We start from the raw sequence: 19,360 nt of genomic DNA on the forward strand, positions 1-19,360 counted from the left end.
TAGACCTTGCGTATGGAGTCACAAAATATGGAGTCACAAAATATGGCATCTCAAAATGGTGATTTTTCAGTCGGTTGTGCTTGCGGAGGAAACTGTGGTTGCGGAGGAGCGGAGCCCGCTGTGCGTAAAGGCTTATTTATTTCGTTTGAGGGTATTGATGGCGTCGGAAAAACAACGCAAGTTGAAGCACTAAAAGAACATTTGCAATCAACAGGGCGCGAAGTAGTTGTTACCTGCGAGCCAGGTGGTACTGCTCTCGGAAAATCTTTACGAGAACTGTTGTTGCATGGATCTTTTGTGTCTTCGAGAACTGAAGCGCTTCTTTTTGCTGCCGATCGCGCTCAACATGTGGCTCAGGTAATTCGCCCTGCGTTAATTCGTGGAGCAATAGTAATTACAGATCGTTATATTGATTCTTCGCTTGCGTATCAAGCAGGTGGACGTGAACTAACAATGGACGATATACGAAACCTTAGTGAATGGGCTACAGACTCTCTGTGGCCGGATCGTACGTATTTGCTAGATATGCAGCCGGAAGCAGCTTTTGCGCGTTTGCACAGGCAGCAGGATCGCATGGAGTCCGCTGGAATTGATTTTGCAAGACGCACGCGTGAAGCTTTTTTGGATTTAGCACAGGAATCTGCAGATAGGTATCGCGTATTAGACGCTACGTGTTCAGCACAATCGTTATCTAAATTGATTGCGCAAGATGTAAATAATGCGATTGAAGAACTTAACGCTCAATAAATGTAAATCGTGAAGCGCAGCAACATAACGAAGCGCAGCTACATAGTAAAAAATATGAGGGGGTGAAGCAATGAGTGTGTGGGATAGTGTTGTTGGTCAAGGACAGGTAGTTCAGCGTTTGCAAAAAGTTGCTTGCGCAGATGCAAGTAAAATAGCGCAATCTTGGCTTATTTGTGGTGCTGCCGGTTTTGGCAGCGTGCAAGTTGCGCGCGCTTTTGCTGCAGCTCTTGAAAGCCCAGATCATGGCGAGTGTGAAAATGGAGAGCTGAGTAAAACTGCTAAGGAAGTTCTGAGTGGTTCGCATCCGGATGTGCATATGCTCACTACTGAAGGCGTGACCTTGAGTGTGGATGCTGTGCGCGAAGTTATTGGCATTTCTGAACAAATGCCGAGTACAGCTCCATGGAGAATTATTATTATTGAAGATGTCGGACGCATGTTAGAGCGCAGTACCAATGTGCTTCTGAAAGAAATTGAAGAACCAAGTGAACATACGATTTGGTTACTCTGTGCTGCTAGTACTCAAGATGTATTGCCAACTATTCGTTCTCGTACGCAAGTTGTGCAATTAGCTATGCCGGACGAGCAATCCGTAGTTGAGTATCTTATGAAAAAAACCAGTGCGGATAGCAAACTAGCACATCGTGCAGCTAGGCTATCTCAAGGGAATATAGCTACTGCATTGCTATACGCAAGTGATGAGCATGCTGTAAGTAGACGAGATGAGCTGATTGCAGGTTTGCTGCGTTTGCACGATGCTAGTGATGCAATTCTACTTACTTCCATGCTTATTGAGGATGCAAAAAGCCAAGCGGAAAATGAAATTCAGCGAAACGTTGATGCTCAGCAGAAAGAATTTCGCAGAATTAACGGTTTGCGTGACGAAGATCGTGTTCCTCCTAAGTTACGCGCAGCTTACAATGCAATCGGTAAAAAGATGAAGTAAAACGTAAAATCACGCGTGTAAGTCGAGATGTATTAATGCGTTCACTTGATGCGATTGCAAGTGTATATCGTGATGTTTTAGTCGTGATTCATGGTGCACAAAATTCTTCACCGCTCATAAATCAGGAATATCAAGCAAATATTGTAGCGTTATCACAAAGACTTACAGCTACTCAGGTTCTGAATGATGTTGATAGCATTGCTGCAGCTCGTCGGCGACTTGCAGGCAATGGCAACACAACGCTTGTTTTTGAAGCGCTCTTTTGTTCACTGCTTGGGTAAATTCACTAAAATTGAGTGACCGCATAACTTCAAACTTGATGAATATGTTCGTCATTGAGGTAGTGGATACTTGAAGTATGAATATTTCAACAGATTTCACTACTATTCCGGATGATTATTCTAAGGCTGCGCCGACGCAGAACAAAATTAACGGAGTACCGGTAGTTTCCTTCCCGTTTTACGTTGATGATATGCCATCTTTTGTGCATTATTTGCATTGGCGTTTTGTTGACGACGATGCAATACCTGTATGCGGTTTTGAGTGGATTCACTGGACTGCTGCAAACGTGCCTGTTGAAGCGTTAATGTTTGATTTTAACGATTCTCACGCTTTGCAAATACCGCAAGATTTTTCTCGTACTATGCAGTCGATGATTCCTGAAGCCGTGCAAGGACGTAATTCGCAAGCAAGCAGGTTTGTTGGCTGCACTGACCCAGCAATTACTATGCACTACAATGGTCCGCAGCCTCCTGATAAAGATCACGAATACATGTTTGAAGTTTTTGGCACAGAAAAGCCTTTGCCAAATCTTCAACAAGGATTCTACATGAATGAATTATTGCGCGAAGTGAGAAACGTAACATCAGGTGTAGATGCTGGTGGCATGTTCCTTACTGGTAAAGCCTAAACGCAAGTATGAGAGCAACCAATTATGATTGCAATTAACGCCTAAGCGTTAGAATCAAAAAGTAATAAATCTAAAAATATAAAACCTAAAAACAGGGGATGCAAATATGGCATGCACAACAATTCTTGTTGGTCGAAAAGCAAGTTACGATGGATCCACGCTTATCGCGCGCAATGAAGACTCAGCCAATGGCGAATTTAATCCAAAACGTTTAGTGGTAGTAAAGCCGGAAGATCAGCCGCGCGTCTATAAGTCAGTTCTTAGCCACGTAACAGTTGAGTTGCCGGATAATCCAATGCAATACACAAGCGTACCAAACGCAGACTTGCGCGAAGGAATTTGGGGAGAAGCTGGTGTCAACGAAGCAAACGTTGCAATGAGCGCAACTGAAACGCTTACTTCCAACGAGCGTGTGCTTGGCGCTGATCCGATGGTCGAATTGCAGAAAGCACAAGGCAAAGTTGGCGATGCTGACTACAAGCCGGAAGTTCCAGGCGGAATTGGCGAGGAAGACTTCCTAACGCTTGTTTTGCCTTATATTCGTAGCGCTCGCGAAGGCGTTGAGCGTTTGGGCGCATTGCTTGAAAAGTACGGCACTTATGAAATGAACGGCGTTGCATTTTCTGATGTGAACGAGATTTGGTGGCTTGAAACTGTTGGCGGCCATCATTGGATTGCTAAGCGTGTGCCGGATGAAGCTTATGTTGTGATGCCAAACCAGCTTGGAATTGACGAGTTTGATTTGGATGATGCTTTTGATGCCCAAGAGGAACACATGTGCTCGGCTGATTTGCTTGAGTTTATTGACGAAAATCATTTGGATTTGTCGGTGGAAAGCACTTCTCCGTTTAATCCTCGTGACGCTTTCGGCTCTCATTCGGATGCCGACCACGTGTACAACACTCCTCGCGCATGGTTTATGGAGCGTTTTTTGAATCCTTATGACGAAGTGTGGGATGGAAAAGATGCAGATCACCGTCCGGATAGCAACGACATTCCTTGGGCTCGCCAGCCTGAACGCAAAGTCACAGTTGAAGATATTAAGTACGTTTTAAGCTCGCACTATCAGGGCACTGAGTATGATCCTTACGGCAAACTTGGCGATGAGCACACTCGTCACATGTTGCGCCCAATTGGTGTCAACCGCCAAAGCGAGCTTGCAGTGATGCAAATCCGCCCTTACGTGCCAGAAGCTTTCCGCGCAATTCAGTGGATTACTTACGGCTCTAATCCTTTCAACTCTTTGATTCCGTTCTATCCGAACGTAAATCGCACTCCGAAATATTTGGAAGATACGACTACTCGCGTAACAAGCGAAAACTTCTATTGGGAGAATCGTATTATTGCAGCTCTTGCGGATGCTGCTTTTAACGATACTGCCAATGCGATCGAGCGCTACCAGGAAACTGTTGGTTCTCTTGGTCATGCAATGGTTAAGAATACAGATGGCGAAATTGCTGATTTGCTTGGCGTTTCTTTGAGGGATTACGAGCCAGAGCATGAAGTTGAGGAAGGCGAAGATTACGATAATTTAGTTCGCGATCCTGAGACTATTATTGCTGAGCTTCGTAACGACAAAGTGCGCGAGGCTTTGGCTGTAGCAAACGACGATATGGCAGCAAAGTTGAAGAAAGAAACCGATTCTTTGCTTGACACAGTGCTGTACATCACTAGCATGCGTATGAAGAATGGTTTTAATCGTTCCGATCACTGAAATGTAATTACATAAGTTTTCTTATAAATAGATACAGAAAAACTTATGAAAATAATGTAATAACTTAAGTGCCTTCTGAAGAAATGAACTTTTTATTTCATGAGGAAGGCATTTTTGTTATGTTTTGTTACTTTGTTATAGATGTTACTAATAACGTGCATAGTTGTTGGGCGTGCTGTCTATGCTGAGCGCAAGCAATCGTATAGTATGAATCATGTAACTTAATTTCCGCATGCATTGTTGTGCAATATGCCTATGAAAGAGGGGTACATGAGCATTCTTGATTCATACACTACAACATTCGGTTTAGTAAAAAAAATTGATGCTTTTGGATACTTGGACTATCTTAAGCAGCATCCTGAGGAGCCTCGTAAGCATGGTAAAGTGCTTCTTGTTACTGCTGATACTCCGTTGAAAGCTTCTCGTGGTGAAGGTAAAACAACTACAACTATTGCGTTGGTTGATGCTTTGCGTGAGCGTGGTGTGGATGCGGCGGCTGTTTTGCGTCAGCCGAGTATGGGTATTACGGCTGCTGGTTCTAAAGGTGGCGCAAGTGGTGGCGGCAAGTCTTCGCTTTCTCATCCTGAGTTGATTGACTGGGGTTTGTGCGGCGAAATGGCTGCTGTTGCTTGCGCGCAGAATTTGCTGGTTTCGTTTGCAGAAAAAGCAATTGACGAAGGTAAACTGGATACTATTTTGGTTCCTCGTGTAAGTGAAGTTCCTTCGCGTTCACTTCGCAGTATTGCTGTTGATTTTGGTAAGGGCACTATTCCTGAGCGTGTGGTGCTAACTCCTACTTGCGAGCTGATGCAAATCGTGGTTCTTTCTCGCAGCATGGATGAAATTTCTGAGCGCGTTGCTGCTATGATTGCTGGCACAAAAGAAGGTAAGCCTGTTAAATTTGGTGAGTTTGTGGATTTGTGGCGAATTACCAATATTCTTGCCGACGCTGTAAAGCCTGCAAAAACGGAAACTATTAACGGCTCGCCGATTTATGTGCATTGCGGCCCGTTTGCAAACGTTTCACTTGGTATTCCAAGTTTGGTAAGCGTTGAAATGGCTTGCGCTGAGCATGATGTAGTGGTTGTGGAAGCTGGCTATGGTACGGATGCTGGTGCACAAAAGTGGCTGGATATTGCTGCTCGCGAGTTTGGTGCTCAGTGGCCTGCTGCTGCTGTGGTTGTGACTCGCGCAACAACTTGGCGTGATGATGAAACGTTGGCTTGGCGTTACCCATTCCATGTTGCGCGACTGGAATCGCTTAATATTCCTACTTTCCCGCTTATTAATTTGTGGGAAGGCGAGGATGATCAAGTGCCTGAATTGTTGGAGCAGACTCAGTCTTTGGGCTTCCGTAAGCCAATTGTTGGCAATTTGTTCCGCGATGGCGGCGATGGTTTGGCAGATCAGCTTGACGATTTTGTGTCGGTAATTAGTGCTGATGCTGAAACGCAAGTGCCAGAAAGTCGCAGGGGTCAAGCGCTTTTGGATCGCGTTAAGTTGCTGTGTGAAGAAGCTTACGGTGTTCCAACTGAGCGCGTAATTGAAAAAGCTGGTTTTGAGGATTCGTTATCTGCAGCTGAGGATTTGTGCGCAAATGCAGGTGTTGAATTTGATGATCTTGCGTTAGTGGCAGTCAAGTCTCCTGCAACTATGACTGATGATGATCACAAGCCAGCTGAAGAGCGTACTGTTACTTTAAAGAAGGTGGAAGTTCACGCCGGCGCTGGTGTTGTGCAAGTCAATCTTACTGCTTCGCTTACTACACCTATGCCAAAAATCGTGTGATTTTTTCTTCTTTGTATAACAAAACGTCGCGAGTGTTTTCCTATGTGAAGCATAAGCGACGTTTTTGTTTGTAAGCATTGTTTTTGCTATGCGAGGAATGTGCTCGCTACAATGATGTGCGAGTACTCCGCATGCAGTGTGTTATGATATGTGAAAAATGTCACATGTACTATTTATTTGTCTTATTGTTATAACAACTGTAATTATTGTTGTTTGCAGTTCTTATCTACCATTTGCGGTACATATTTTCCTATAACTGCCATTAAAGGCAATAAATTTTATTTCAAAATGCTGATGGAAAATATTTTATATGAGTGTTTTTGTTGCAATGTGGCAGATTTTTGTTGTTGTAAAAATTACGGTAATTTTCGATTTGCAAAATTGTGAATGTGATGATTTACTCGGAATTTGTTTTATTTATATTTGTTATCCCGAGGGGAGGATATGCGCGCTCGTGGAAACAAAAAATTTACAGCAGGAATAATTTCTGCTGCGTTATTATTTGCTGGAATATCGACGCCTACGCTTGCGCAAGCCAGTAATTTACATAGTAATCGACCAAAATATGTAAGTAATGCACCAAAGCAAGTTAAACAAACTGATGTTGCAGCGAAAAACGTTGCTGGCATGGTGAACGATTTGATTCCTGCTCCTACGCAGCATTTTGGCAAGCCAGATGGAAAACTCCCAGAAGTAAGAACTTCAATCAGCTATGTTGATGGAGATTCTACTGACAATCATGCGGATACGAATAAAACTCATAAAATTCTGCGCCCGGGTAGCAAGCTTACGCTTCGGGCTACAGCCAAATTTATTGTTCCTGAAGATGGTGATGTTTTTAGACCATATCTTCGACTAGCTATTCCGAAAATTCCGCCGGTAACTGAGAAGCCATCTGAAGATAAGACTTCTGTTGATCATAATCCTCGCCATAATGACAACACAACTTCGTATGACCATATGAAGAATGAGCTAGCAAAGACAGGTGTAAGTGCAATCGTTCTTGTTGTTGCAGCTGTTGTTATGTTTGCATTAGGTTTGATGAATAAACTGAAGTTGCATCTTCGTAGAGGTAAGCATAGAGAATAAATACGCGTAACTCAATTTAAAAAGATGTGTGTAAAGATAAAAATGCCCTTGAGGGATTTGTGTCCTTCTTGGGCATTTTGTTATGTCTAAACTTTAGAAATTTATTATTTGACTATCTATTTATTGTACTACAATATTGTAGTACAACATTGCTATGAGGAGAGTAAGAATTATATTCGAAAATCATAGTAATAAGCATGGCTTAACTTCAGAAGATATTGCTTATGCTGTAGAAAATCCAATAAAAACTGAAGAAATGGAGTATAAAGGTGTTTTATATATACGTTTAACTGGTAAGCATGATGATGTATTAATGCCATCAATTGGTATCGTTATGAAAATTGAAAATAATACTTTGCGTATTTATCATGCGGGGAGTGGTGAACAATCATTTTGGGATTTACCTTTTGATGATTGGGTGAAGAAATACAAGATAAAATAGATTATAGTTTGTTTACAACAGATTATTTGTAGGAATTAGAAGGTAAAAGCATGGCCAAAGTAATTGAGCATAATGGAACTACTATTGTTCAGCGCGAAGGCGATGAAGCGCGTGAGCATATGAATAATTTAATAATGAATCTTACAGATACTGACAATATGGAAGATGCTCATGTTGCGCTTGTTGGGCGACCGCCTATTATGAGCAATCTCGAAGCATCTACAATTATTCAATTTCGCATACCTAAATCTTGGAAAGACAAAATTGCAGAAGATGCAAAAAAAGAAGGCGAATCTACAATTAGCGAGTATCTACGTTCACTGTTAATGAGGCGCCATCGAGAATTACAATCTGCCTAACTGTTGAGTTTTGTGAGCAGATATTTTGCGAATGTAGTAGTATATTCGGCTGTAAAAGTTGCGTGCATTTAAATAGTTGGCTAGGAGCAAAAATGAGCGAGATTGAATCTGAAGAAACGAAAACGAATACTTCAGAGAACCGCGATGTATGCGGTACAGTCGTTCTCGCAGCAACGCCTATTGGCAATATGGGTGATGCTTCTGCGCGACTTATTAATCTGCTCGAGACTGCAGATATTGTTGCTGCAGAAGATACGCGTAGGTTGTATGATTTAGCGAACCGTCTTGGTGTGCATGTTGGCGGTCGCGTGATTGCGTATCACGATCACAATGAACGAAACAAGGCGGATGGTCTGCTAGATGAAGTTGCACAGGGTGCGCAAGTTCTTGTGGTATCGGATGCTGGAATGCCAACTATTAACGACCCAGGTTTAGCAATTGTTCGTCGGGCTATTGAACGTGGTTTGCCTGTTACATGTGCACCTGGTCCGAGTGCAGTTTTGGATGCGCTGGCATTATCTGGACTTCCGACTGATCGTTTTTGTTATGAGGGCTTCTTGCCTCGTAAATCAGGCGAGCGTCAACAGCACTTGCGTTCGTTGAGAACGGAGCACAGAACAATAGTATTCTATGAGACTCCACACCGCATCGCAGAAGCTATGGAAGATGTGCTGTCTGTGCTTGGCTCTCATCGTTCAATGGCTTTATGTAGAGAGTTAACAAAAGATTTTGAAGAGATTCGTCGAGGAACGGTGCAGAGTATTCATGATGGAGTGCTTTCTGATCCTCCTCGTGGGGAAATAGTGTTGGTTATTGCCGGTGCTAGTGATGAAGAAGTGCAGGCAGAAAGTTCTGAATTAAGCATAGATTCACTTGCAAAATTAGCGATTGATTGTGCTGAAACAGAAGGGTTGCGCATTAAAGATGCAATCACAAAAATAGTGAAAGAGCATCCTTTTGCTGACGGATCATACGCTAATCGCAAACAGGTTTACTCGGCCTGTCTTGAACAAAAAAGTGAAGCAGCGTAAAGCGAGTGTATTAAGCGTAATTTATTCTTAACTCTTGTCATATGCGGAAAAAAGTACTTCAAAACTGTAGCGGACATCAGGTCCGCCCTGCTGTGAAATGTATTCTAAAAGTTGTGCGTCAGCAGTTGGGTTGGCTATAACCCATTTGCGCAATTCTGGTATGTGTTTGGCTATATACCATAATATTTTAGGTTGCGTAGTAGGATCGACTGCAACAAGTGGTGTCAATATTATTGGTGGTTGAGGGGGCATGCTTGCTTTTTGAGTAGTGTTAGATTGTATTGGCATAGTTTGCTCATTTCGTTGTAATATCGTGTAACCAGTTTCGAGCGTGAATAGATCCAGGAAAGTACGGATTGTTATCGATAATTTGTTTGCATTTATGTAGGTCGATGCAATAGCGTGATATCAGTAATTGAGCAATATCTTTTCTGTATAGTTCATACTTTTCGCTATTGCTCGGAGTATATGCTAAATCGCAAATAGTGCGTTCTGGTGTTGTAATGCGTATTTTTCCCAATACTACGAATTCTTCATTGCTTAAATGTCTACGAAATGAGCGGATTGTGCGCCCATGTGGTTTTCTACGTAGATGCCCATAATCAATAACATCTATATTTTCAGGGAAATTACCTCCTACCCAAACCCATGCTGCTGTAAATAAACAAGCTATGCTTTCTGTAGTTATGAAATTGCTGACTATACTACTTCTGCCTTGCGTAGATGTAGCGGTTTTATGTGAATAGCCAGTATTGAGCGTGAGTTGATTTAATACGCCGATTTTTGAAAGTTTTTTCATACACATAGGTCCTGGTAGATGGTTGTTATCAAGCAATGGTGGGAATTCTTCTTGCGGAATTTCATTAGTTTGTTGCAATGTATGTCTTCGTTGTTGTGCCATGTTCTACTCCTTCTTATTTCTTTGTATTTCTTCTTATTTCTTTGCATGCGAATCGTTTTTATGCCCACTTGTTTTTCTTTATGCTGTTTTCGTGTTTTTGTTGCTAGGCGTTTTTGTTACATATAGTGAGATTATGTTGTGCTGTCTGTGCTTGGCAGAAAATTTGTGTAAATTGTGGATATGTGAATAGGTAGAGAGAAAAATGATTTTTATACACTGTTATTGTGGACTAAGTTAGTAGCGTGTGCGATGTTATTGTGCACATATTCACATTTTTAAAATGCAATGTTGCACTCATTGGCTTATTTGTGTAAAGCGTTTTGAACGTAAATTAGGTATATATTACGACGATTTTTATATTGCCGCACTATCTTTGCCTGAGCTGAAATATTTTTTCTTATTGGGCAGATTATGCGTAATTTTTTTAGTCTGGATGTATTTCTTGAATTTTACTGTGTACATTTGCTGGCACTGTCCGCGCTGAACAAGATAATATTGGGCTATGAGTCATATTTTGGTGAATGTTGCTTGGCCGTATGCTAACGGCCCTCGTCATATTGGTCATGTTGCAGGATTCGGGGTACCCTCGGACGTGTACGCGCGCTACGAGCGTATGAAGGGCAATGACGTATTGATGGTATCTGGTACTGATGAGCACGGTACCCCAATTTTGGTTGAGGCAGATAAAGAAGGTGTTTCTGCGCAAGAGCTTGCAAACCGCTACAATCGCGTCATTACCAAGGATTTGTGCGATTTGGGCTTGAGTTACGATTTGTTTACGCGCACAACAACCGCAAACCATGAGCATGTGGTTCAGGAGATGTTCCGCCAGTGTTTAAAGAACGGTTATATTTATAAAGGCACGCAGAAGGTTGCTATTTCTCCTTCTACTGGTCGTACCTTACCTGACCGCTATATTGAGGGCACATGTCCATTGTGTGGTGCAGACGGCGCTCGCGGAGATCAATGTGATGCTTGTGGCAATGAGCTTGATCCAGATGAGTTGATTAATCCTGTTTCAAAAATTAATGGTGAAACTCCACGTTTCGAAGAAACTGAGCATTATTTCCTTGATTTGCCTGCTTTAGCTGAAGCGAACGTTAATTGGCTTCATTCTCGTGATGGTTGGCGTACTAACGTCATTAACTTCTCGCTTGGTTTGTTTAAGGAAGTAAAGCCTCGAGCTATTACGCGCGATATTGATTGGGGTATTCCTGTTCCTGTTGAAGGTTGGGTAGATAACCCTAATAAGCGTTTGTATGTATGGTTTGATGCGGTTATTGGCTATCTGTCTGCATCTATTGAATGGGCGCGTCGTCAAGGCAAGCCGGATGCGTGGCGTGACTGGTGGTGTGATCCAAAGTCTCCTGGTTATTACTTTATGGGTAAAGATAATATTACGTTCCATTCTCAGATTTGGCCTTCAGAAATGCTTGCGTATAACGGAGCTGGTTCTAAGGGTGGTGAGGCTGGTGTTTACGGCCCACTTAATATGCCTGAGCAGGTTGTGGCTTCTGAGTTTATGACTATGGAAGGCAAGAAGTTTAGTTCTTCGCGTGGCATTGTGATTTATGTGAAGGATATTTTGGCGCGTTATCCTGTGGATGCAGTTCGTTACTACATTTCTATTGCAGGTCCTGAAAATTCTGACGCTGATTTTACTTGGGCTGAGTTTGCTCGTCATAATAACGAAGAACTTGCAGCAAGCTGGGGTAACCTAGTAAATCGTGTAGCAAATCTTATTAATAAGAACTTTGGCGCGATTCCTCCACTCGATGAGGATTCTATGACTGCAATGGATCGTGCGCTTCTCGATCAAACTTCTGACGCATTTGCTTTAGTGGGTAGCTTGATTGAGCGACATCGTCAAAAGAATGCTCTTACGGAAGCTATGCGCATAGTTGCAGATATTAATAAATATATTTCCGCAACTGAGCCTTGGAAAATTAAGGATGATGAGGCTCGCCTTGGCACTGTGTTGCATGTTGCGGCTCAGGCTGTTTCGGATGCAAATCATCTTCTTGCGCCGTTCTTACCTCATTCAGCGCAGAAGGTTTGGGAAGCTCTTGGTGGCACAGGAGTATTCTCGCCGTTACCTCGCATTGAAGAGGTTGAGGATTTGGATAATCCAGACTTTAAGTATCCGATTATTACGGGTGATTATCGTTTGGGTGAAACTGTACATCCGTGGGAGAGCGAGGAGTTGGTGGCGGGCACACCTGTTCCGAAGCCAACGCCTATTTTTGCCAAGATTCCGAAGGAAGCAGTTGATGAAGAACTTGAGCGTTTTGCTACTGCATTAGCTGAGCGTCAGCGTGTTGAAGCTGAAAGACTTGCTGCGGCAAAAAAATCTTTGGCAAATAGTGGGAATTAAGTTGGAATTTTCCGTGAAGGTATCATAAAATTACAAGAAATAGTGGTTGTTTCGTTCTTGAAAAATATTTTAAGGAAATTTTAAGGAAAAACCACTTTTCTTTGAACGAATGTTTAGCTATACTAACAGATGTTAATGGTTCGCCATTAGCGAGGTTCATTTTTGAACCCCATAATTGAAACCTTCTTCTCTCTTTCTCTCTGCCCCGGCGGGTTTCTCTTTCCCGCCGGGCTTCTTTTTATCTTTTTATCCTTCGCAAGTATTCGCAAAGCCTCAGCACTGGTACTAACTCAGCAAACGAACTGGGGTTATAGGTCAAAAAGTGTGTAAAACTATGATGATGAATATTATGTGTCTATAATCCATAATCTAAACAGCATTAAAAACTTAGCTAACAAACTGAGAAAGAACAGTCATATGTTACTGGTGCAGTACGTAATCTGCATTAGTAACGAATAATTGCGATTTAGCGTTATTCGCGCAGTACGTAATCTGCATTAGTAACGAATAATTGCGATTTAGCGTTATTCGCGCAGTACGTAATCTGCATTAGTAACGAATAATTGCGATTTAGCGTTATTCGCGCAGTACGTAATCTGCATTGGTAACAAAGTTTGACGATTTATTGTTAAATATTCAGCTAATACCTACTTTGAACGCCGCTTAGCATAAGAAATAACCCACATTCGATATACATTGAGCCTTACTGCTATAAGGGTTATGAGCTTATTTTTTACACACTTTTTGTCCGGGTGGCGAATGTGCAGCAAACAGATTCGATTACCGCAAAACACTTGTATTACAATGCGTGAGACATGATTTCTTACACACTTTTTGGCCTATAACCCACGAACTGAGAAAGTAACGGTGACTCTCACAGAGGTAGCTACAAACTCCGAAGAAAACTTACGGAGAATGTTCCATAAAATGCCTGACGCTTACGCTATAAGCGCTCAAGCAGGTTGTCGCGTTAAAACAAAAGCGCAAACTGCAAAAAGCAGTCTGCGCTTACATAATTACGCAATACTTACATTTAGCGGCAGCGCTTTGAAAGTGGCTCCCAAGGCTCAAGCATTACTGACTCTTGCTTTAAGATGGCAAGAGTTGCTTCGTCAAGATACTTCTTGTTGATGATTATTTCAGTAACATAGCGGTCGAACCAGTCGGCAGAACCAACGTAGTATCCGTCTTCGCCTGCATCTTTGCCCCAGCTGTTCTCAATCTTCCAGCGATCCGGGTTGCTGTTTTCGTCTAAATTCACGCCTGTAAAAGTCATAGCATGATTTCCTGGAATATCCATATATTCCAAACCCTTCGCCTTATCAAATGTAAATTCAACGTCGAAGAGTTGGTCTACACGCACGACTGCAGGATCAAAGAATCCGCTATCTCGCAAGGAGAACTGTGTGCAATCGCAAGCGAACCAAATTGGGTGACCGTCGCTGAGCTGCGCTACAGCTGCCTTTTTGAATACTTCAAGAGGCACATTCACAAACTCTAATTCCTCTGTTTCAGCAACATTCGTGCTGTACTTGAGTTGGTAACGCTTGTTGAAAGGAGTTCGTTCCATAGGCGAGTTGCATAATGTTACAAAGTCGTTTACATCAACAGGAACGTATTTCTTAGCGAATTCAAGCGGGGTGATGCCGTATTCGCGAATCATTGGACGCTCATCTTTGCCGGTCTTTGGCTTGTCGTCCTTGTCGTCCTTCTTTTCTTCGCCGGCTTTTTCGCTGTCCTTATTTTCGTTCTTCTTCTCGTCTTTCTTATCGTCGTCGTCTTTTGTACGAGCGAAGAAGTCAAACTTTGCTGGTGGTTCACCGAGCGCAATAGTGGTCATGCGGTAAACGGTTTCCAAATCGCGAACTTTCATTTCGCGCAACTCTTCCAAAGCGACGCCGTTCTTATGAGCTTCGCGCAGTTCGCATGCGAATTCGCGCAACTTGGTATTGATGTACTGCACGAATGAGTCAGAGTCAGTTGCATTTTGGGAATCAGGGTAGGCGCTCTTTGGCACAAGCCCGTACTTATTTACCAAGTTGACGAACATCTGCCACCAGCCGCCGTCGTCAATTGGACCGTAGTTAATGCTTTCAAAAACTCGACTATCAACTTTCTCATCTAAAGTTGCTAACACATTTTCTAAATAAGCGTTTGCTTTTTCAATCTTGTCCCAGAAGAACAGGTAACTTTCTGAAAACTCAAAGTCGTCTAAATTCCACTTATGCATTAACTCATAGCGCAAAGTGTTAAGAGATGCAAACATCCAGCAGCGACCAGAATGCTTCTGGTTAGTAATGCTTCCTTGCTTTAACTCCACAGAAAATTCGCGTGGTAGTGCGCGCTTTCCTTGGTAGCTTGTTGCAGCTTTAAGCACGCCGTTTGCTACTGCTGCGTTTGCAGCTAGCAGATTTGCGCGTTGCTCATTGAAATGTTTGGAATAAGTTTTTACATGTTCCGATGTTACGGCTTTTACGTTTTCAGCCATGAGTTTCCTTGGTCTCCTTTTCGAGTGAACAATATGAATAACAGTTATTGTAGCTGGCGCAATGTCTCATGAGTGTTTCTTGTTTATGCGTATTTCCGGCTTTTATAAGAATAACATTATTTATTTTTGTAAAAAAATAATTTTTTTGATAAATATTCTGTTTTTGGTATTAAATTTTGAATTTATTCTATTTTAGAATAATGCTTATTTTTATAGAGAAAAAATAATTTTACGTTACTCAATGGCTCAATTATTTGCAACTTGGTAAGCGTGATATTCTTAATATTCCGCGCTTTTATGAGCATTTAGCGATATGAAGGTTATCGATAGATGTGCGTCATATAGTGTGAATTTTACCGAAAATTATGTTGCAATAATATTTTCTGTTTAGTCTTTTGTACATAGCTTGGCTAAAAATATACTAATTATGTGTTCCCGATTGACGAGGGTTACTTTTAGTGTGCCCTTTTTAGGGGAATGCTGGACTAGTGCGGTGTTGCTGTAAGTCGCCGGATTCGCAGCGCCGAATGGAGGTAAATAATGGTTAGGCGTAGAAAAGAGTCACAATGATACGATACATCGTTAAGCGATGCCTAAATTATGTGGTGATGTTGTTTGTCGCCGTATCCATGACGTATTTCTTGGCGAGTGCTTTTATGAGACCACGCTCGAATTACATGTCTCGACATCCACATCCACCTATTGCATCAATCAACCGCTCCTTGGATTTGGCAAATATTAACGATCAGACTCCAGTGTTTACGCGTTATTGCCGTTGGCTTGCCAATATTTTTACTCATTGGAATTGGGGATTGAGCCCAGATCAGGCTCCAGTTGGTCCTGCAATCGCAACTCGTATCGGTGCTTCTGTGCAGTTGGTTACTGGCGCTACCATTCTTGGCATTGTTTTCGGTGTTAGTGTTGGCGTTTACACTGCTATTCGTCAGTACAAGTGGCAAGATCGTGTGTTGAATTCTACCGCAACCTTCCTGCTGGTTGTTCCTGCGGCTGTGTTGGGCTTGATGGTTGTTCTCGCCGCTATTAGCATTAACCACGTGTCTGGCGTGCGCCTTTTCTACGTTACTGGTTTGCACTCTTATCAGGGTTCTGACCCGTTTATGTTTATTCTCGATTTCTTGCAGCATTTGGTTTTACCTACTATCGTTATGACGATTCCTGGCATGGTTGGGTATCATTTGACGCAGCGCACGTATCTTCTTGATACTATGAATGCTGATTATGTGCGTACTGCTCGCGCAAAGGGCTTACCTTTGAATTTGGCTATTCGTCGTCACGCTTTGCGTACTTCTTTGATTCCAACCGCTGTTGATGTTGCATTCTCTATTGCAGGCGTGTTTACTGGTGCAGTTATTACCGAAACCGTGTTTGCTATTAACGGTTTAGGTAGCTACTTCGTTCAGACCATCATGCAGAACGATATCAACGGTTCTGTTGCTATTGCTGCATTTGGTGCCGTATGTACCTTAGTTGGTGCCTTGCTTGCAGATATCTTCTCTGCTTGGCTTGATCCACGTATTCGTTTGAACTAATTGCCCAACAGTGTAGGTGACATTGACATGAATAAAAAAGATGTATCTTCAGAACCTCTTGAGTCTGCTGTAAGTAAAAAGAGTACTTCCAACGCATGGGGCAATTTTAAGCGCACTGGAAAGATGACGCTTTACACTCGTCGTTTCTTCCGCCGCCCATCTGCTGTTGTTGGCTTAGTTATGCTGGTGATTTTAATTATCATCGCATTGTTTGGATCAAAAATTTCCAAGTGGAGCTACGATGAGCCGGACTTTTCTTCTCTTGCTACGCCTCCTTCTGCGGAACATTGGCTTGGAACTACTCCTGGTGGTTCCGACATGTATGCGATGGTTGTGCGTGGTTTAGGTCGTTCGCTTTCTATTGGTATCGTAAGCTCTATTACCATTACGATTATTGCTGCATTGGTTGGTACTGCTATTTCCTACTTTGAAGGATGGTTTGAGCAGGTTGGCATGTGGCTTTTGGACATGCTGCTGATTGTTCCTTCCTTCCTGCTGATTGCTTTAATCATTAGCGCTTCTAGCGGCGGCAGCGATTGGCTGTGGCTGGCGTTTGGCTTAACTGCTTTCGGGTGGATTGGCTATGCTCGTACTCTTCGTACGTTGACATTGAGCTTGCGTGAGCGTGAATATGTGCGTGCTGCTAAGTTCGAGGGTGTTTCTTCCTTCCGAATTATTGTTCGCCACTTGGTTCCAAACTTGGGTTCTGTGTTGATTATTAACACAGTTCTTGGTGTTATTGGTGCAATTAACGGCGAAACCGCTTTAAGCTTCTTGGGTCTTGGTATTAAAGCTCCAGATACTTCTCTGGGTACTTTGCTCAATGCTGGTCAAAGCGTAGTTCAGACTTCTCCGTGGGTACTTTTGGTGCCGTCTGCAGTTTTGGTTTTGCTAACCTTCTCTGTGCAGCTTATTGGGGATGGTTTGCGAGATGCTATCGATCCATATTCTAAGTCTGTTGGCAAGGCCGACTAACGAGCGTTTGGAGTGATAAACATGACTGATATTGCAAATAACGCTATTAAGGAAGAAACCACGATGGAAGATCAAAACAACGAACCGCTGCTTTCAGTGCGCGACTTACAGGTGAGCTTCGCTTCTGAAGCTGGTACCGTGCATGCTGTGCGTGGAATGAATTTTGATTTGTACCGCGGAAAGACCATTGGTATCGTTGGCGAATCTGGTTCTGGTAAGTCGGTTACATCTTTGGCTGTTATGGGCTTGTTGGATAAAAACGCTAGCGTTAAGGGCTCTGTAAAGTATAAAGGCGAAGAGCTTTTAACTAAGTCTGATGCAGAAATGAGTAAGATTCGTGGCAAGAATATTGCCATGGTTTTCCAGGATCCTCTTTCTGCACTTACCCCAGTGTTCTCTATTGGCGATCAGCTTAAAGAAGCTTTGGTTATTCATAACCCTGGCATGAGTGAAGATCAGATTCGCGAGCGTTCTATTGAATTGCTTGATTTGGTTGGTATTACTAAGCCGGCTGAACGTTTGAAGGCTTTTCCGCACGAGTTTTCCGGCGGTATGCGCCAGCGCGTAATGATTGCTATGGCAATTGCTAATAATCCAGATATTATTATTGCCGACGAGCCTACTACCGCTTTGGATGTTACTATTCAGGCTCAGGTTTTGGAAGTTTTGAAGAAAGCTCAGCGCGAAACTGGCGCAGCAATGATCTTCATTACTCACGATTTAGGCGTGATTGCTGGCGTTGCAGACGAAGTTATTGTTATGTATGCCGGTCACTTGGTTGAGCATAATAGCGTGGAAGAGATTTTTGCTCACCCAACTCAGCCATATACTATTGGTTTGTTGGGTGCTGTTCCTCGCGTTGATCAAAAGCGCACTCGTCGTTTGACTCCGATTTCAAAGCCAACTATGGATATGCTTATGGCTGAAGAAAAGAGTGGCGACGACAGCACCATGATGGGTCTTGAAGCGGAAAGTGAAACTGTTCGTTCTCTTCTTCATGCGGAAACCGAAAAGCCAATTAAGCCGATGTTTGAAGGCATCCCTCGTGAGCAACGCAAGGTTGTTTTGGATGTTAAGGATTTGGTGAAAACCTTCCCAATTACTGGCGGCGGTTTCTTGCGTCGTAAGATTGGCGAAGTTCGTGCAGTTGACGGCGTGAGTATTGAGGTTCGCGAGGGCGAAACTGTGGCTTTGGTCGGTGAGTCTGGTTCTGGCAAGTCCACAACTTTGATGGAAATTATGGGCTTGAAGAAGCCTGAGTCTGGTTCCATTACCGTGTTTGGTACTGAGTTGAATGATAAGTTGACTCGCGAACAGCGTCGTGAGCTTCGCTCTAAGATTCAGTACGTATTCCAGGATCCAATGAGCTCGCTTGACCCGCGTATGTTGGTTTATGATATTTTGGCAGAGCCTTTGCTTGTGCAGCGAAAGTCTAAAGAAGAAATTCGCCAACGTATTGCCGAGCTTATGCAGTTGGTTGAGTTAAATCCTGATCAGGTTGATCGATTCCCAACTCAGTTCTCTGGTGGCCAGCGTCAGCGTATTGCTATTGCTCGCGCTTTGGCTGTGAATCCTAAGCTTTTGCTTCTTGATGAGCCTGTGTCTGCTTTGGATGTTTCTATTCAGGCTGGCATTATTAACTTGCTTGAGGATTTGCAAGACAAGTTGGGTGTTGCCTACTTGTTTGTTGCTCATAATATGGCTGTGGTTCGTCATATTTCGAGCCGAATTGCTGTTATGTATCATGGTCGAATTGTGGAATCTGGCGAAACGGATGAGGTATTTGATAATCCGCAGCATCCGTACACGAAGGCTTTGATTAGTGCTGTGCCAATTCCGGATCCTACAATTGAAAAGCACCGTAAGCGTATTATCCTTAATGAGGAAGATACGTTTGACGATGTGAAATGATGTCGCTTTGCTTTCTGCTTTTTATGAAGCAGTAAGTTCGTTGCATAAGTTTGCATGATCGCGCATGTTTATTACAACATGCGCGATTTTTATTACGTAACATAAAATTAAAAAACGTAAGATATTTTGTTTTTT

The 19,360-nt window shown here is 42.8% G+C and carries 14 protein-coding genes and 2 pseudogenes; 13 read left to right on the forward strand and 3 right to left on the reverse strand.

Annotation, left to right across the window (positions count from 1 at the left end; translation table 11 throughout):
- The first annotated feature begins 42 nt into the window (after positions 1-42).
- The 9 genes and pseudogenes from tmk to rsmI all read left to right on the forward strand — a co-directional run bounded on the left by tmk (position 43) and on the right by rsmI (position 9,026).
- Entirely contained in the window at positions 43-747 is a 705-nt protein-coding gene (gene tmk, locus HXT28_RS06390; RefSeq protein WP_032814239.1) for a dTMP kinase, read from the forward strand.
- Positions 748-817: 70 nt separating this feature from the next.
- Positions 818-1,974: pseudogene (locus HXT28_RS06395) on the forward strand (DNA polymerase III subunit delta').
- 77 nt (positions 1,975-2,051) lie between these two features.
- Entirely contained in the window at positions 2,052-2,603 is a 552-nt protein-coding gene (locus HXT28_RS06400; RefSeq protein ID WP_422113408.1) for a YbhB/YbcL family Raf kinase inhibitor-like protein, read from the forward strand.
- 106 nt (positions 2,604-2,709) lie between these two features.
- A complete protein-coding gene (locus HXT28_RS06405) occupies positions 2,710-4,317 on the forward strand; it encodes a C69 family dipeptidase (protein WP_422113409.1) in 1,608 nt (535 codons plus the stop codon).
- 270 nt (positions 4,318-4,587) lie between these two features.
- Positions 4,588-6,105, forward strand: a complete 1,518-nt coding sequence (locus HXT28_RS06410; protein WP_422113410.1) for a formate--tetrahydrofolate ligase — start codon at positions 4,588-4,590, stop codon at positions 6,103-6,105.
- Positions 6,106-6,741: 636 nt separating this feature from the next.
- Positions 6,742-6,978 (forward strand): annotated as a pseudogene (locus tag HXT28_RS06415) (signal peptide protein, YSIRK family); the annotation flags it as partial.
- Between the two features lie 370 nt (positions 6,979-7,348).
- A complete protein-coding gene (locus HXT28_RS06420; protein ID WP_064346654.1) occupies positions 7,349-7,636 on the forward strand; it encodes a hypothetical protein in 288 nt (95 codons plus the stop codon).
- 50 nt (positions 7,637-7,686) lie between these two features.
- Positions 7,687-7,995, forward strand: a complete 309-nt coding sequence (locus HXT28_RS06425; protein WP_064346653.1) for a hypothetical protein — start codon at positions 7,687-7,689, stop codon at positions 7,993-7,995.
- A gap of 92 nt (positions 7,996-8,087) precedes the next feature.
- On the forward strand, positions 8,088-9,026 hold the full coding sequence (gene rsmI, locus HXT28_RS06430; RefSeq protein WP_422113411.1) for a 16S rRNA (cytidine(1402)-2'-O)-methyltransferase: 939 nt from the start codon (positions 8,088-8,090) through the stop codon (positions 9,024-9,026).
- Between the two features lie 27 nt (positions 9,027-9,053).
- Here the strand turns inward: rsmI and HXT28_RS06435 are convergent, their stop codons facing one another.
- Together HXT28_RS06435 and HXT28_RS06440 are read right to left on the reverse strand one after the other, a co-directional pair.
- Positions 9,054-9,314 carry a hypothetical protein gene (locus tag HXT28_RS06435; protein ID WP_016637041.1) on the reverse strand — a complete coding sequence of 87 codons (261 nt, stop codon included), beginning with the start codon at positions 9,312-9,314 and terminating at the stop codon, positions 9,054-9,056.
- A gap of 7 nt (positions 9,315-9,321) precedes the next feature.
- On the reverse strand, positions 9,322-9,927 hold the full coding sequence (locus HXT28_RS06440) for a hypothetical protein (RefSeq protein ID WP_016637039.1): 606 nt from the start codon (positions 9,925-9,927) through the stop codon (positions 9,322-9,324).
- Between the two features lie 502 nt (positions 9,928-10,429).
- Between HXT28_RS06440 and metG the strand changes: the two genes are divergently transcribed.
- The gene (gene metG / locus HXT28_RS06445; protein ID WP_016637037.1) at positions 10,430-12,301 is read left to right on the forward strand and encodes a methionine--tRNA ligase; all 1,872 of its coding nucleotides are present in this window, start codon (positions 10,430-10,432) and stop codon (positions 12,299-12,301) included.
- A 1,033-nt stretch (positions 12,302-13,334) separates the two neighbouring features.
- Here the strand turns inward: metG and HXT28_RS06450 are convergent.
- The gene (locus HXT28_RS06450; RefSeq protein ID WP_422113412.1) at positions 13,335-14,789 is read right to left on the reverse strand and encodes an aminopeptidase C; all 1,455 of its coding nucleotides are present in this window, start codon (positions 14,787-14,789) and stop codon (positions 13,335-13,337) included.
- A 566-nt stretch (positions 14,790-15,355) separates the two neighbouring features.
- Here HXT28_RS06450 and HXT28_RS06455 point away from each other — a divergent pair.
- Genes HXT28_RS06455 through HXT28_RS06465 form a run of 3 tightly spaced genes read left to right on the forward strand, consistent with a single transcriptional unit; the run spans position 15,356 to position 19,225 of the window.
- Positions 15,356-16,339, forward strand: coding sequence for an ABC transporter permease (locus tag HXT28_RS06455; RefSeq protein WP_032814155.1), 984 nt, complete (start codon positions 15,356-15,358; stop codon positions 16,337-16,339).
- A gap of 27 nt (positions 16,340-16,366) precedes the next feature.
- Positions 16,367-17,314, forward strand: coding sequence for an ABC transporter permease (locus tag HXT28_RS06460; protein WP_422113413.1), 948 nt, complete (start codon positions 16,367-16,369; stop codon positions 17,312-17,314).
- Positions 17,315-17,335: 21 nt separating this feature from the next.
- Entirely contained in the window at positions 17,336-19,225 is a 1,890-nt protein-coding gene (locus HXT28_RS06465) for an ABC transporter ATP-binding protein (RefSeq protein WP_016637344.1), read from the forward strand.
- The last annotated feature ends 135 nt before the right edge of the window (positions 19,226-19,360 follow it).

Origin of the sequence: Gardnerella washingtoni (assembly GCF_049262705.1) — a bacterium.
Classification (GTDB): domain Bacteria; phylum Actinomycetota; class Actinomycetes; order Actinomycetales; family Bifidobacteriaceae; genus Bifidobacterium; species Bifidobacterium vaginale_D.